Annotated in this window: 13 protein-coding genes; 9 read left to right on the top strand and 4 right to left on the bottom strand. The window is 72.8% G+C overall.

Going from position 1 to position 14,540, the window contains the following annotated elements:
- Positions 1-113 precede the first annotated feature (113 nt).
- Entirely contained in the window at positions 114-1,211 is a 1,098-nt protein-coding gene (locus tag ACTJK8_RS08740) for a calcium:proton antiporter (RefSeq protein ID WP_012320338.1), read from the bottom strand.
- A gap of 335 nt (positions 1,212-1,546) precedes the next feature.
- Between ACTJK8_RS08740 and ACTJK8_RS08745 the strand changes: the two genes are divergently transcribed.
- Positions 1,547-3,298 carry a DEAD/DEAH box helicase gene (locus ACTJK8_RS08745; RefSeq protein WP_012320337.1) on the top strand — a complete coding sequence of 584 codons (1,752 nt, stop codon included), beginning with the start codon at positions 1,547-1,549 and terminating at the stop codon, positions 3,296-3,298.
- Positions 3,299-3,350: 52 nt separating this feature from the next.
- Here the strand turns inward: ACTJK8_RS08745 and ACTJK8_RS08750 are convergent, their stop codons facing one another.
- Complete coding sequence (locus tag ACTJK8_RS08750; protein WP_012320336.1) at positions 3,351-4,277, bottom strand: hypothetical protein; 927 nt, start codon at positions 4,275-4,277, stop codon at positions 3,351-3,353.
- A gap of 288 nt (positions 4,278-4,565) precedes the next feature.
- Here ACTJK8_RS08750 and ACTJK8_RS08755 point away from each other — a divergent pair, with 288 nt between their 5' ends.
- From ACTJK8_RS08755 to ACTJK8_RS08785, 7 genes are all read left to right on the top strand, one after another.
- Entirely contained in the window at positions 4,566-6,047 is a 1,482-nt protein-coding gene (locus ACTJK8_RS08755; protein WP_029359211.1) for an ATP-binding protein, read from the top strand.
- Positions 6,044-6,718: a response regulator gene (locus ACTJK8_RS08760; RefSeq protein ID WP_012320334.1), complete on the top strand. Its 675-nt coding sequence runs from the start codon at positions 6,044-6,046 to the stop codon at positions 6,716-6,718. The genes ACTJK8_RS08755 and ACTJK8_RS08760 overlap by 4 nt, the downstream gene beginning before the upstream one ends.
- Positions 6,719-6,721: 3 nt before the next feature.
- Complete coding sequence (gene tenA / locus ACTJK8_RS08765; protein WP_440761799.1) at positions 6,722-7,414, top strand: thiaminase II; 693 nt, start codon at positions 6,722-6,724, stop codon at positions 7,412-7,414.
- Positions 7,415-7,430: 16 nt separating this feature from the next.
- Complete coding sequence (locus ACTJK8_RS08770) at positions 7,431-8,219, top strand: DJ-1/PfpI family protein (RefSeq protein ID WP_012320332.1); 789 nt, start codon at positions 7,431-7,433, stop codon at positions 8,217-8,219.
- 113 nt (positions 8,220-8,332) lie between these two features.
- Positions 8,333-8,794, top strand: coding sequence for a TerB family tellurite resistance protein (locus ACTJK8_RS08775; RefSeq protein WP_116656578.1), 462 nt, complete (start codon positions 8,333-8,335; stop codon positions 8,792-8,794).
- Between the two features lie 15 nt (positions 8,795-8,809).
- The gene (locus ACTJK8_RS08780; protein WP_012320330.1) at positions 8,810-9,214 is read left to right on the top strand and encodes a CidA/LrgA family protein; all 405 of its coding nucleotides are present in this window, start codon (positions 8,810-8,812) and stop codon (positions 9,212-9,214) included.
- A gap of 3 nt (positions 9,215-9,217) precedes the next feature.
- On the top strand, positions 9,218-9,934 hold the full coding sequence (locus tag ACTJK8_RS08785) for an LrgB family protein (RefSeq protein WP_012320329.1): 717 nt from the start codon (positions 9,218-9,220) through the stop codon (positions 9,932-9,934).
- 3 nt (positions 9,935-9,937) lie between these two features.
- On the opposite strand, the gene ACTJK8_RS08790 is transcribed toward ACTJK8_RS08785, so the two are convergent.
- Positions 9,938-11,035, bottom strand: coding sequence for an NAD(P)/FAD-dependent oxidoreductase (locus tag ACTJK8_RS08790; RefSeq protein WP_440761800.1), 1,098 nt, complete (start codon positions 11,033-11,035; stop codon positions 9,938-9,940).
- 303 nt (positions 11,036-11,338) lie between these two features.
- On the opposite strand from ACTJK8_RS08790, the gene ACTJK8_RS08795 reads away from it, so the two are divergent.
- Positions 11,339-11,746, top strand: a complete 408-nt coding sequence (locus tag ACTJK8_RS08795; RefSeq protein ID WP_024829343.1) for a MucR family transcriptional regulator — start codon at positions 11,339-11,341, stop codon at positions 11,744-11,746.
- Between the two features lie 41 nt (positions 11,747-11,787).
- Here ACTJK8_RS08795 and ACTJK8_RS08800 read toward each other — a convergent pair whose 3' ends face one another.
- Positions 11,788-14,460, bottom strand: coding sequence for an MGH1-like glycoside hydrolase domain-containing protein (locus tag ACTJK8_RS08800; protein WP_440761801.1), 2,673 nt, complete (start codon positions 14,458-14,460; stop codon positions 11,788-11,790).
- Positions 14,461-14,540: the final 80 nt, after the last annotated feature.

Raw genomic sequence — 14,540 nt, forward strand, 5'->3', positions numbered from 1 at the left:
GGAGCGATCCGGACGGTGCCACCCCCGTCGAGGCCGCGCTGCCCTGGATCGCTTCGCTGCGCTCGCGATGACGGAGAGGGGCGCGTCCACCGAGGGTACAAACGAACAGCCTGTCAGGGGCTGAAGATCAGCACGAGGTAGACGAAGAACAGCACGAGGTGCACCGCGCCCTCGAGCACGGTGGTGCGCGAGCCCGAGAAGGTCTGCGCGCTGAGGATCAGCGTCACGGCGAGCAGGGTCATCTCGGTGGGCTTGAGGCCCAGCACCACGGTCTGGCCGGTGAGCAGCCCGATAGTCAGGATCGCCGGCACGGTGAGGCCGACCGTCGAGGTGGCCGCCCCCAGGCACAGGTTGATCGCCCGCTGGAGCTCGTTGCGGGCCACCGCCTTGAGCGCCGAGATCCCTTCCGGCGTGAACACGATGGCGGCGATCAGCACGCCGCCCAGCGCCGTCGGCGCGCCGAGGGCGGCGATGCCGTGGTCGAGGATCACCGCGAGGCTCTTGGCCAGGATCACGATCGGCACGACGTTGGCGAGCAGCAGGCCGATATGCTTGGCGACGCTGCCGCCCGAGACCGGATCCGCGCCGTGCGACGGCTCCGTCGCCTCGGGGACTTCCGCGTCGATGAAGAACTCGCTGTGGCGCCCGGTCTGGATCAGCAGGAACACGCCGTAGAGGGCGAGGGTGAACACCGAGAACGTCACCGCCTGCAGGGTCGTGAGGGTCCCGTCGCTGGTAGAGCTCGTGAAGTTCGGGATGATCAGCGCGATGGTGGTGAGCGGGATGATCACCGACAGGAAGGCCGAGGCACCCTGGAGGTTGTAGCGCTGCTGGTGGTGGCGCAGGCCGCCGACGAGGAGGCCCAGCCCGACCACGCCGTTCAGCACGATCATCAGCACCGCGAACATCGTGTCGCGGCCGAGCGTCGGCGCGTCCTTGGCCGACAGCATCACGGCGGAGATCAGCGCCACCTCGATGATGACGATGGCCAGGGTCAGGACCAGGGTGCCCAGGGGCTCGCCGAGGCGGTGCGCCAGCTCCTCGGCCTCGTGCACCACGCCGAAGGCCGCCCAGACGATCACGCCGAGCAGCCACGCGAACAGGCTCCCCGCGAACAGGGGGTCCGACAGGTCTCCGAGCCAGCCCTTGCCGAACCACGCGAAGGCGAGAACCGTCGCCCAGGCTACCGCCACCCGCAGAGCTGCCATCATGATGAACGTCTACTCCGGCCGGATCGCGTCGGGGCTGCGATGTACGAGACTCGACCGTGCCTTAGCAGGTCGCAGCACCGGTGTCGGCCTCGGTGTCGGCCTCCCGGCCGCGCGGCGACCGGGTGGGCGGCCGATCGTCGGGCGGGAATCGTCGTGAGCCGCACCCGCCGCGCCGCGGATCGAGCGCGCGCAACCGCCCCATGCTGCAACGGGAGTGGTCAGTCGGCGCGCTTGGCGCTACCTTCCAGGCACCCGAATAAAGTCCGGCGCCTGATTCCCCCGCCGCGCGATGGCGCGCTGCCGGGCGCGGCACGGCCGTTGAGAGTTCCCGAAGCTTGCCTTTCCCGACCCTGCCCGCCCCCCTCGCGCGGGCCTTGAGCGACCGCGGCTACGCCGACCCGACGCCGGTCCAGGCCGCCGTGCTGGAAGCCGCCGCCGGCTCCCGCGACCTCCTCGTCTCGGCCCAGACCGGGTCCGGCAAGACCGTGGCCTACGGCCTCGCCATGGCCAGCATGCTGATCGGGGAGGCCGACCGGCTGCCGCCTCCGGCGGCGCCCCTCGCCCTGGTGATCGCCCCGACCCGGGAACTCGCCCTGCAGGTCCAGCGCGAGCTGTCCTGGCTCTACGGCCCCGCCGGCGGCCGCGTCGCGGCCTGCGTCGGCGGCATGGATCCGCGCCGGGAGAGCCGGATGCTCGCGGAGGGAACCCACATCGTGGTGGGGACGCCGGGCCGCCTCCGCGACCACCTCGAGCGCCGCAACCTCGACCCGACGGCGCTGCGCGCCGTGGTCCTCGACGAGGCGGACGAGATGCTCGACCTCGGCTTCCGCGAGGACATCGAGTTCATCCTCTCGGCGACGCCGCCGGAGCGGGCCACGTACCTGTTCTCCGCGACCCTGCCGAAGGGCATCGAGGCCCTGGCCGAGCGCTACCAGCGCGACGCCCTGCGGCTCGCCATCAAGGGCGAGACCCGCGGACACGCCGACATCGCCTACCGGGCGGTGCGGATCATGCCGCGGGAGACCGAGCACGTGGTGCTCAACCTGCTGCGCGAGGCGGACGCCAAGACCGCGATCGTCTTCTGCAACACCCGCAACGCCGTCCGGCACCTCCAGGCCAGCCTGACCGAGCGGGGCTTCTCCGTTGTGGCGCTCTCGGGCGAGCTGGGCCAGGGCGAGCGCAACGCCGCGCTCCAGGCCCTGCGCGACGGTCGCGCCCGCGTCTGCGTCGCGACCGACGTGGCCGCCCGCGGCATCGACCTGCCGTCGCTCAGCCTCGTCATCCACGCGGACCTCCCGCACGACGCCGAGGTCATGCAGCACCGCAGCGGCCGCACCGGCCGCGCCGGCCGCAAGGGGACCTCGGTGCTGCTGATCCCCAATTCCCGGCGGCGCCGGGCCGAGCAGATGTTCGCCATCGCGAAGGTGAGCCCCGAATGGTCGGGCCCGCCCTCGGCCGACGAGATCCGTCGGCTCGACGGCGAGCGCATGCTCTCCGACCCGCTCTTCGCCGAGCCGCCGGCCGAGGAGGACGTCGCGCTGGCCGAGACGCTGCTCGCCGGCAAGAGTCCGGAGGAGCTCGCCGCGCTCCTGGCCCGGGTGTACCGCACCCGCCTTCCGGCGCCCGAGGAAGTCAGCGATCCGGGCGAGGGCCGCGCGCCCCGCGGCGAGCGGCCGCCCTACGACCCGATGGACCCGGAGCGGATCGCCGCCATGGGGCCGGCGGTCTGGTTCCGGCTCAACCTCGGCCGCCGCGACAACGCCGACCCGCGCCGGCTGCTGCCGATGCTGACCCGCCGGGGCGGCATCGGGCGCCAAGAGATCGGCGCCATCCGGATCTTCGACCGCGAGACCAAGTTCGAGGTGCGGGGCAACGCGGCGGCGCGCTTCGCGGAATCCTTCGCCCGCAACGGTTCGCCGGAGATCCAGGTCGAGGCGCTGGCGGGCGACGGGGCGCCGGCCGAGCGCAGGGGCCCGCCTGCCGGGCCGAAGGGGTTCGCGAGCCCGCGCGCCGGCAAGCACCAGCGGAAGGTCGAGCGCACCGGGCCCAAGGGCGACAAGGCCGGGCGCCAGACGGGCCGGGCCTGAGCGCCGGGCCGCGTGAGCCGTCCGGCCCCGTTATCGGGGCCGGCGCGGCGGATCAGAAGACGTTCTTGACGGCGTCGCCGAGGGCGTCGACGCTCTCCTTCAGCTTCCGCCCGGCCGGTGCCAGGGACGGAAGCTTGATCCCGAGCACCTCGGTGTCCTCCGCCTCGGCCGGCTCAGCCTGGGCGACGGTCGCGGTCGGGACACCCTTCGCCTTGTCGGCGGTCCGCGTCGGCGCCGGCGTCTTGCGGGCCGCCGCCTTGGGCGCGGGCTTCTCGCTGCGCTCGGGCTTGTCGGACCGCTCGGCCTTCTGGGTTCGCTCGGCCTTCTCCGCACGCTCGGTCTTCTCAGCGCGCTCCGCCTTCTCCGCCCGCTCGGCCCTGTCCAAACGTTCGGTGCTCTCCACCACAGGCGCCGGCTTCGGTGCGGCCGGCTCGACGAGCTCGCGGGCGCGGACCGTCTCGGAGGCCCGGGGCGTCTGAAGCGCGGCCGTGCGGACCGGCACCAGCGGCGCGACTTCCCGCGCGGCCGTGACAGGCGTGACGGGAGTCGGGACCGGGATGCGCTGCGTCGGCGCGACGGGGGCCGCGGCGACCTTCGCGGGCTGCGGAGCGGGCGCGGGTGCCTTCGGGGCAGGCGTGATCGCCGCGAAGGCTTCCGGCAGCGACACCATCCTGAGCGCCGGCGTCTCCGGCTTGGCGGGCTGCGCCGGGGCGGCGGCCGCCTGGACGGAGCCCTTGATCGCGGGCAGCCCGTCCTTCAGCTCCGGCCAGTCCGCGGCCTGCCGGGACGCGACGATCTTGACGGGTGTCGGGGCCGCGAGCCCGGCCATCACCGTCGAGGCGGCGACGCCGAAGCCGACAAGCGCGCTCGCGCCGGCCACGCCGAACAGCACGACCTTGAGGTTCAGCGACGGCCCGGGCTTGGCCGGCGACATCCGGTCGGGCCGAGTCTCGGACGGGTCGAGGTTGAGATCGATCATAGGCCGGGGTCCCTGACACGATACACGCCGCGCGCGACCGGGCTCCCCTTCACCGGCCGCCACACCCCGAGGATTCGAAGGTGGTTCGACTCTCGTGGCGATAGAGGAGCTGCAATACGGCGCAATGATGTCGGTCCGAATTGCCTGCCCAGCCAGTCCTGGCGCGGCTATCCACAAGATTACGCCGTGCCGCTTAAGATTCGGTGTTCGGGCCGTCGGCGCCGGCGCGGGCGGTGCGGCCCGAGCGCGTTCGGGCCGGCAGCCCGCGCGCCGCCCGCCGCGGGCACGATGGACTTCGCCGGCGCGGTCGCTATGCGTCACCGCGTGGATACCCGCCCGAACCTGCCCCCGCGTTCCGAGACGGCCGCCGCGCCGGACGGTCCCCGGCTCCGCCGCTGGCCCTGGTCGGCGTGGTCCACCCGCGCGCGGCTCGTCGCGGTGGTCCTGCTCATCGACGCCTTCGCGGCCGTGATTTCCTGCGCGGTCATCGTGCTGAACGCCCGGTCGGCGGTGCGCGTCGAGACCCGCGCGTCACTCGCCACCGTCGAGTCTCTGGTGGCCGACACGATCCGCCTGTCGGACACGGCCGCGCCCGACACGCTGCTCCAGACCCTCGACCTGCGCTTCAAGGTCCTGCGACACGTCCGGGTCGCGGTGCTCGACGCGGACGGCGACCAGGTCGGCCGGCCGCTGCCGCCCCCGCGCGCCGACCGGGAGGCGCCGCACTGGTTCGCCGACCTGATCATGCCGCCGATCGAGCGCCACGTCCTGCCGATCGTCGTCAACGGGCATCGGCTCGGCACGGCGCAGATCACCACGCAGCCGATGGACGAGATCGACGAGATCTGGGGCTACGCCCGGGCGCTCTCGCTCACCACTTTGGCGATCAACGCCGCGATGCTGATCGCCCTCTACATCGCGCTGGGCCGGATCCTCGCGCCGCTGCGGCGGCTCGGCGCCGGCCTGACCCAGCTGGAGCATCACGACTACACCGCCCGCCTGGAGCCGCCCGGCGCGCGGGAGCTGGCGGTGATCGCCGAGCGGTTCAACAAGGTCGCCGAGGCCCTGGGCGAGGTCCGGGCCGCCAACGGCCGCCTCAACCGCCAACTCCTGACCGCGCAGGACGACGAGCGCCGCCGGACGGCCCTGGAGCTGCACGACGAGTTCGGCCCGTGCCTGTTCGCCCTGGAGGCGAACGCGGCCTCGATCGGCCGCATCGCCTCCGGTGCGGCCGAGCCGAGCCGCGAGAAGCTCGCCGCCCGGGCGGCCGAGATCAGCGCCATCGTCGGGCAGGTCCAGACCGTCAACCGGGAACTCCTGAACCGCCTGCGACCGCACGGCCTCGGGCAGGCGCCCCTGGCGACCTGCCTCGACCTGCTCCTGCGCGGCTTCGGGCAGCGCCATCCCGGCATCACCTTCGCGGGCCGGTTCGACGGGCTGGCCCGGGGCTACGGCGACCTCGTGGACCTCACGGTGTTCCGCTGCGTGCAGGAGAGCGCGACCAACGCCGTGCGGCACGGCGCCGCGACCCGGGTAGAGGCGGAGGCGGCCGAGACCGGCGGCCGGATCGACCTCACCATCCGCGACAACGGCACCGGCATCCCGCCGGAACACGGCACCGGCCTCGGTCTGTCGGGGATGCGCGAGCGTGTGGAGGCCCTCGACGGCACCTTCGCCCTTGACAATGCCGGCCCCGGGGCGATCGTCCGGATCACGATCCCCGTTCCGCCTGACCGGGGCGACGAGAACAACACCGCGCCGAGCGCATGAACGCCATCGCATCCCAGATCGACGCCGCCGCCACCCGCCTGCCGGTCCTCGTCATCGATGATCACCCCATCGTCCTGCAGGGCTGTCGACGGGTGCTGGAGGATTCCGGCGTCGAGACCATCGCGGAGGCGACGACCGTCGTCGGCGGCTACCGGATCTTCCACCGGCTCCGCCCGCCGGTCGTAATCTGCGACCTGACCTTCCAGGGCAGCGGCATGGCCGGGCTCGGCCTGATCCGGCGCATCCGGGCGGTCGCACCCGAGACGCGCATCCTGGTCTTCAGCATGCACAACGACCCGGTGATCGTCGCCCGCGCCCTCGAGGCGGGGGCCCTCGGCTACGTCCTCAAGGACCACGCCTCGGCCGAGCTGTTCGAGGCCTTCGCCAAAGTCCGCGTCGGCGAGGTCTACCTCGACCGGCGCCTGGCGACCGAGGTGGCGATGCTGCGCGCCGATGCCCGCCGCGCGCCGGAATCGCAGCTGACCCCCCGCGAGCAGCAGATCCTGGCGCGCCTCGCGCAGGGGCGCTCCTACGGGGCCATCGCGGCCGACCTGTCGGTGAGCTACAAGACCGTGACCAACGCCTGCTCGCAGATGCGCCAGAAGCTCGGCGTGCGCACCCTCGCCGAGCTGATCCACGTCGCCGTCACCCACGCGCAGCGGCAGGGCTAGGCCGTGGCGTCCCCCGGACTGGCGGGCACCCTGGGCGCCTTCTCCCAGGAGGCCTGGGCGCGCAACGCCGCGGCCTACGAGACCATCCGGTCGATGCCGTTCAACGCCGAGCTCGCCGCCGGCACGCTGCCGCAGGACCGGTTCCGGCACTACATCGTGCAGGACGCGCACTACCTGATCGGCTTCGGCCGGGCGCTGAGCCTCGCCGCCGCGAAGGCGCCGGATCCGGACACGATCGTGCAGTTCTCCCGCGCTGCGCAGGAGGCGATCGTCGTCGAGCGCGCCCTCCACGGCGGCTTCTTCCGCGACTATGGCATCGGGCCGGAGACCTTCGCGGCGACGCCGCTGACGCCGGCCTGCGACCACTACGTCTGCTACCTCATGGCCACCGCCTACGCCGAGCCCTACGCGGTGCTCTGCGCGGCCCTGTTGCCCTGCTTCTGGATCTACAAGGCGGTCGGCGACGATATCTTCGCGCGCGCGGCGCCCGACAACCCGTACCGCGCCTGGATCGACACCTACGCGGGCGACGAGTTCGCCGCGGCGGTCGCGGCCATGATCGCCGCCACCGACCGCGCGGCGCTGGACGCGTCGGAAGGCGAGCGCGCGCGGATGCACCGGGCCTTCACGCAGGCCACCCGGCTCGAGTGGCAGTTCTGGGACAGCGCCTACCGCGACGCGGCCTGGACCCTGTGAGCCGCCCGGCGCGCCCGTGACCGCGCCGGAGACCCGCCGCGATCTCGTCGCGGCCGCGCTCGCGGCCGCCCTGGCCGCGCCGCTCCGTCCGGCCCTGGCGGCCACCGTCGGCGGTCCGGCGCCGGTCCCGCCGGACCGTCCCGTCCGGATCGCCATGCTGGTCTATCCCGGCCTGACCGCGCTCGATCTCGTGGGGCCGCAGACCTTCCTCGCGGGCCTCGCGCCCGGCAGCCTCCACCTCGTCGGCGCGGAGGCCGGTCCGGTGACGAGCGACACCGGCCTCACCCTGGTGGCGACCCACGGCTTCGCGACCTGCCCGGCGGATCTCGACGTCCTGTTCGTTCCCGGAGGCGACGGCACGCCCGCGCAGATGGGCAACGCGGCGCTCCTGGCGTTCCTGCGCGACCGCGCCGCCCGGGCCGGCTGGATCGCCAGCGTCTGCACCGGATCGCTGATCCTCGGCGCGGCGGGCCTGCTGCGCGGCTACCGCGCGACGTCGCACTGGTGCGTGCGCGACGCGGTTCTGCCGCTCCTCGGCGCCCGGCCGGTGGCGGAGCGCGTCGTCTTCGACCGCGACCGCGTCACCGCGGCCGGGGTCTCGGCGGGGCTCGATCTCGGGCTGGCGCTCGCCGCGCGCCTGCGCGGGGACGCCTACGCGCGCACCGCGCAGCTCGTCGCCGAGTACGCCCCGGCGCCGCCCTTCAGCGCCGGCACTCCCTTCGAGGCCGGGCCCGCGACCGTGCGGGCGGCCGAGGCGATCCTCGCCCCGCTGGTCACGGGGGCGGAGGCCGCAGCGCGTCGGTGAGCGCCGCGCCGGCGATGCAACCGCGCCACGGTCCGGCGCGACGTGCGGCGGCGTGCTTGACGGCGCGCCGCCGGGGCCCGAACTGTTGCGGTGCACGATCCCCCGGAGCCGCCATGTCCCTGATCGCACGCCTGCGCGCCTACGCGGCCGAGGCTCTCGGCGTCGGCACGCAGGAGACCGTGGACGAGACGCATCTCGCGGCCACCGCGCTCCTCGTCCACGTCGCCCGCGTCGACGGCATCCTGGCGCCGGCCGAGAGCGAGCGCCTCTCGCGCCTCGTGCAGGGCCACTACGCCGACGGTCCGGACGCGGCGCGGGCGCTGATCGAGCGCGCCGCCGCCATGGACGCGGAGGTGCGCGACGTGGCGAGCCTCGTGGAGATGATCCCGCACGAGGCCGACCGGTCCGAGCGCGAGGAGCTGCTGACCATGGCATGGTCGGTCGCGGCGGCGGACGGCCACGTCGACGAGTTCGAGGAGGCCCTGGTCGAGCGCCTCGGCCGCCTGCTCGGCTTCGACGAGGCCGCCGTCGCGGCGGCCCGGCGCAGCGGACAGCAGGGCGTCGCGGCCGCCTAGCCCCGGCCGCCCGCGATGATCGCCAGTCTGGCCCTGATCCTGCTCGCGCAGCTGCTGGGCGAGGCCCTCGCCCGCGGCGCGGGCGTTCCGATCCCGGGCCCGGTGATCGGCATGGGCCTGATGTTCGCGTTCCTGCTGCTCCGCGACAACGCCCGCCTCGGACTGCCGCGCGTGCTGCCGAAGCCGCTCACCGACGGCACGCTCGAGACGACCGCGCGCGGGCTGCTGATGAACCTGTCGCTCCTGTTCGTTCCCGCGGGCGTCGGCGTCGTCGGCCGCCTCGACCTGCTGCGCGCCCAGGGCGCCAAGCTGGCGCTCGTGCTGGTCGTCTCGACGGCGCTGTCGCTGCTGGTCACCGTCCTGGTCTTCCGCGCCGTCGCCGCCCTGGTCGAGCGCCGCGGCACCGACGGGGAGTCCTGACGCGTGGGCGGCGACTTCTCGCTCTGGGTCTACCTCGCCAAGACGCCGCTCCTGTGGCTCACCGTGACGCTGACCGCCTACGTCCTGGCGGACCGGATCGCCGCCGCGACCGGCCGGCACCCGATCGCCAACCCCGTCCTCATCACGGTCGTCCTGGTCGGGGCGGTCCTGGCCATCACCGGCACGCCCTACGGGGCCTATTTCGAGGGCGCGCAGTTCGTCCACTTCCTGCTCGGACCCGCCACCGTGGTTCTGGCGATGCCCCTCTACGAGCGGCGGGCGACCGTCCTGCGTGCCCTCGCGCCCATGCTGGCGGCCCTCGCGGCCGGCTCGGCCACCACCCTCGCCGTGGTGATCGGCCTCGCGCGGCTCCTCGACATCCCGCAGCCGATCCTCGTCTCGCTGGCGCCGAAATCGGTGACCTCGGGCGTGGCGATGGGCATCGCTGAGGCGCTCGGCGGCGACCCGACGCTCACGGCGATCCTGGTGATCCTCACCGGCATCATCGGGGCGATCCTCGTGACGCCGATGATGAACCTCCTGCGGATCAGCGACATGCGCGCCCGCGGCTTCGCGGCCGGGCTCGCGGCCCACGGCATCGGGACGGCCCGCGCCTTCCAGGTCAGCGAGGTCGCCGGCACCTTCGCGGGCATCGCCATGGGGCTCAACGCCTTCCTGACGGCGGTCCTCGCGCCCCTGGCGCTGCACCTGCTGTTCTGAGGCTCAGGCGTCCAGCCGGTCGGCCACCGCCTCGGCGAGCGACAGGCTGGAGGTCAGGCCCGGGCTCTCGATCCCGAACAGGTGCACGAGCCCCGGCAGGCCGTGCTCGGCCGGCCCGTCGATCCGGAAATCGGCCGCCGCCTCGCCCGGGCCGGTCAGCTTCGGCCGCAGGCCCGCGTAGTCCGGATACAGCGCGCCGTCGGGCAGGCCGGGCCAGTAGCGCCGGATCGCGCCGTAGAAGGCCTCCGCGCGCCCGGGATCGACCCGGTAGTCGAACCCGTCGACCCACTCCACGTCGGGCCCGAAGCGGGTGCGGCCGGCGAGGTCCAGGGTCAGGTGGATGCCGAGGCCGCCGTCGATCCGGGGCGCCGGGTAGATCAGGCGCGAGAAGGCCGGCTTGCCGGTGCAGCCGAAGTAGTTGCCGCGAGCGAGGCGCAGCGTCGGCACGCGCTCGGCCGGGTAGCCCTCCGTGCGGGCGGCCAGGGCCGGCGCGCCGAAGCTCGCGGCGTTGACCACGGCGTCGAAGGCCATCGTGCCGGGCTCGGCTCCGCCGAACGCGGCCTGCCACTGACCGGCCCGCCGGCTCAGGTCCTCGACGGGCGTGCGCAGGGCGAGCGCGCCGCCGTGATCCTCGATCTCACCGAGCAGGGCGAGCATCAGCGCGTGGCTATCCACGACGCCGGTGCGCGGCGAGTGCAGCGCCACGGTGCAGGCGAGATTCGGCTCCAGTTGGCGGGCGGCGCTCCCGTCGAGGAGTTCGAGGCCCGGGACGCCGTTGGCCTCGCCCTGGCGGCGGATCGCCGCGATCTTCTCGGCCTCCCCGTCGTCGGACGCGACGATCAGCTTGCCGCATGCGCGATGCGGAACGCCGTGACTCGCGCAAAAGTTGTATAGCTGCCGGGCGCCCTCGACGCAGTGGCGCGCGCGCTCGGATCCGCCCGGGTAGTACATGCCGGCGTGGATCACCTCGGAGCTCCGGGACGAGACTCCCGTGCCGAAGGCGTCCTCGGCTTCCGCCACGATGACGGCGTGCCCGCGCAGAGCGAGCGCCCGCCCGATGGCGAGCCCGACGACGCCGGCTCCGACGACCAGGACCTCCATGTGTTCGCGTTCTCCAGCGCGCCCGGACGGGCAGGTGAGTCCTCAATACCGCACTTGAGCCGGAACAACGACGCGCCCGTTGATTCGTCGTTGACCCTAAATCTCAATCCTAAGTAGAAATATCGGCGCGATAAATGCGCGGCTCGGTTGTAGCGACGGCGGACGGGCGCATAATGAGCCCATCCGCCGCCTCCGGCCGGAGCCGAGAACGTCTCAGGGACATGCACCGGCCGTCGGCGGCGAAGAGCCCGACGGAAACCGACGAGCGCCACATCCGAAACACGTAGAATCGAGGTGACGACCATGCAGATGACATCGCCGAGCGTCGAACTCGCCGCAAAGATCCTGAGCGCCTACGTCACGCGCAACAGCGTCCCGGCGGGAACGTTGCCCGACCTGCTCTCCGAGGTACACCGCTCGATCACGGCTCTGGACCAGCCGGCGGAGCCGCAGGTCCGGCGGCCGACCGAGGCGCAGATAAAGGCCTCGATCCGGCCCGACACGCTCATCAGCTTCGAGGACGGCAAGCCCTACAAGGCGCTGCGGCGCCACCTGACGATGCGCGGCCTCACGCCCGAGGCCTACAAGGCCAAGTGGGGCCTGCCCGTCGATTACCCGCTGGTCTCGGCCGCCTACAGCGCCCGCCGCTCGACGATCTCCCGCCAGATCGGTCAGGGCCAGCGCCTGCGGATGCAGCAGGCCGCGGAGTGACGTCGCGTCGGTCGCCGGCGCGCCAGGCCGGTGACCGACCCTCACGGCCAGGGCGGGGTCTGCGCCTCGGCGGCGGCGGTCGCCACTTCCTGGATCAGCAGGGCCACGAGCCCGGACCACCCGGTCTGGTGCGACGCGCCGACCCCGCGGCCGCTATCCCCGTGATAGTATTCGTAGAACAGGACGAGATCGCGGAAATGCGGGTCTTCCTGCTCGATCCGGCTGTCGCCGTAGACCGGCCTGCGCCCGTCCGGGCGACGGGTCGAGAGGCTGATCAGGCGCCGTGATAGGTGGGCGGCGATCTCCCGGAGCGCGTAGGTCCGGCCCGACCCGGTCGGCGCCTCGACGCGGAAGTCGGGGCCGTAATAGTCGTGGAAGCGGTTCAGCCCGGCGATGAGCAGGTAGTTGACCGGCATCCACACCGGGCCCCGCCAGTTCGAGTTGCCGCCGAACAGGCGCGAGCGCGACTCGGCCGGCTCGTAGGCGAGCCCCAGGTCCCGCCCGTTCCACGCGAAGCAGAACGGCTCGTCCGCGTAGACGCGGGACACGGCGCGCAGCCCGTAATCCGACAGGAACTCGTTCGGGTCGAGGGCGCGGTGGAGCAGGGCCTTCAGCCGGTGCCCGCGCAGCAGCGACAGCAGCGCCGTCTGACCCTCGCCGGGCTCGTTCCAGCGCGAGACCAGCGCCGCGAGGTCCGGGCGGTTCTTGAGGAAGAACACCATCCGGCTGCGCAGGGACGGCAGCCGCGCGAGGTCGCACTCGTTGATCACCGCCACCGCGAAGATCGGGATCAGGCCGACCATGGTCCGGGCCCGGATCGGGAGGCGCTGCCCGTCGCGGGTCTCGATCACGTCGTAGAAGAAGCCGTCCGGCTCGTCCCACACGCCCGCGCCGGTGGCGCCGGCGATGAGGAGGAAGTGCTCGAAGAACTTCTCCGCCATGTCCTCGAAGGTCGGGTCGTCGAGGGCCAGCTCGATGGCGATCCGCATCAGGTTCAGCGCGTAGGTCGCCATCCAGGCGGTCGCGTCGGACTGGGTCAGCGTGGCGCCGTCTCCCACCGGCTTCGACCGGTCGAAGATGCCGATGTTGTCGAGGCCGAGGAACCCGCCCTGGAACAGGTTGCGGTCGTCGGAATCCTTCCGGTTCACCCACCACGTGAAGTTCAAGGTGAGCTTGTTGAAGATCCGCTTGAGGAAGGCGTGGTCCGGCTTGCCGGTGAGGGCCCGGTCCAGCTCGAACACCCGCCAGGCGGCTAGCGCGTGGACCGGCGGATTGGCGTCCCCGAAGCCCCATTCGTAGGCCGGCAGCGCGGCGTTCGGGTGGGTGTAGGCCTCGTCGACCAGGAGCAGGAGCTGGTTCTTGGCGAAGTCGGGATCGATGAGCCCGAACACGATCGCCTGGAGAGCGAGATCCCAGGAGGCGAACCAGGGGTACTCCCAGGCATCCGGCATCGAGATGATGTCGTTGGCGCGCAGGTGTGCCCAGTCGCTGTTGCGGCCGTGCCGCCGCTCCGGCGCCGGAGCGGGCTGCGCCGGGTCGCCGGCGAGCCACTCGCGCACGTCGTAATGGTAGAGCTGCTTCGACCAGAGCATGCCGGCGAGCGCCTGCCGCTGCACGAGCCGCATCTCTGGGTCGGCGATCGGCGCCTGGAGCGCCCCGTAGAAATCGTCGGCCTCCGCCGCGCGGGCGGCGAAGACCGCGTCGAAATCCGCGAAGGGCTCGCCCGGCGCGGTCTCGGCGCGCAGGCGCAGGCGCACGCTCCGCGTCTCGCCCGGGCCGAGATGCAGGTCGTAGCGGGCGGCGCACTTCGTGCCGGACAGCGCGTTGACGGCGGCCCGGTCGCCGCCCACGACGCGGCGGTCGATGCCGTCCTTGTAGAAGCCCTCGGCGGGGCCGCTGCCGAACAGCCGGTGCGTGTTCGTCTCGTTCTCGGTGAACAGCAGGTCGCCCGCGCCCTCGGCGAAGAAGCGGAAGGTCGGCATCTCGGGGTGGCGCGCCCAGACCGAGCCCTCCGACCCGGCCATCAGTTCCGGCCTCGGCGTGCCCTGCTTCCACGACCACGTGTTGCGGGCCCAGAGCTGCGGCAGCAGCGTCAGGTCGGCGGCGTCCGGGCCGCGATTTGTGGCGGTGACCCGCATCAGGATGTCGTCGGGCGCGGCCTTGGCGTAGGCGATCTCGACGTCGAAGTAGCGGCCCTGGTCGAACAGGCCGGTATCGAGGAGCTCGAATTCCGGGTCGTCGAGGCCGCGCCGCGCATTCTCCTCGACCAGGGACTCGTAAGGGAATGCCGCCTGCGGATACTTGTACAGCATCCGCATGAAGGCGTGGGTCGGGATTCCGTCGAGGTAGTAGTAGAGTTCCTTGACGTCCTCGCCGTGGTTGCCTTCCTGGTTGGTCAGGCCGAACAGCCGCTCCTTCAGGATCGGGTCGCGCCCGTTCCAGAGCGCCAGGGACAGGCACCAGTTCAGGTGGCGGTCGCCGAAGCCGCCGATCCCGTCCTCGCCCCAGCGATAGGCGCGGGACCGGGCATGGTCGTGGGGCAGGTAGTCCCAGGCGTCGCCACCCGGGCTGTAATCCTCCCGCACCGTGCCCCATTGCCGGTCGCTGAGATACGGCCCCCAGCGGCGCCACGCCGGATCGGAGCGTGCCTCCACGAGACGGCGTCCCTCGGTGGTCTCGAAGAGGTTCGGCGGCACGCCGTCGGGCTTGGTCATACGCGCGCTGCTCCTGCCCCCGCGGATCCGTACGGGATAGAGCCGCGCCGCCGGCAGGGAAAGTCGTCGTCCCGCCGGCG

The sequence above is a fragment of the Methylobacterium sp. 22177 genome, assembly GCF_052045615.1.
GTDB lineage: Bacteria > Pseudomonadota > Alphaproteobacteria > Rhizobiales > Beijerinckiaceae > Methylobacterium > Methylobacterium radiotolerans.

Coding starts and splice junctions, on each gene's coding strand:
- ACTJK8_RS08755 (WP_029359211.1), top strand. CDS start 4,566: ATGGACTTCGCCGGCGCGGTCGCTATGCGTCACCGCGTGGATACCCGC.
- ACTJK8_RS08790 (WP_440761800.1), bottom strand. CDS start 11,035: ATGGAGGTCCTGGTCGTCGGAGCCGGCGTCGTCGGGCTCGCCATCGGG.
- ACTJK8_RS08800 (WP_440761801.1), bottom strand. CDS start 14,460: ATGACCAAGCCCGACGGCGTGCCGCCGAACCTCTTCGAGACCACCGAG.
- ACTJK8_RS08750 (WP_012320336.1), bottom strand. CDS start 4,277: ATGATCGATCTCAACCTCGACCCGTCCGAGACTCGGCCCGACCGGATG.
- ACTJK8_RS08760 (WP_012320334.1), top strand. CDS start 6,044: ATGAACGCCATCGCATCCCAGATCGACGCCGCCGCCACCCGCCTGCCG.
- ACTJK8_RS08780 (WP_012320330.1), top strand. CDS start 8,810: ATGATCGCCAGTCTGGCCCTGATCCTGCTCGCGCAGCTGCTGGGCGAG.
- ACTJK8_RS08795 (WP_024829343.1), top strand. CDS start 11,339: ATGCAGATGACATCGCCGAGCGTCGAACTCGCCGCAAAGATCCTGAGC.
- ACTJK8_RS08740 (WP_012320338.1), bottom strand. CDS start 1,211: ATGATGGCAGCTCTGCGGGTGGCGGTAGCCTGGGCGACGGTTCTCGCC.
- ACTJK8_RS08775 (WP_116656578.1), top strand. CDS start 8,333: ATGTCCCTGATCGCACGCCTGCGCGCCTACGCGGCCGAGGCTCTCGGC.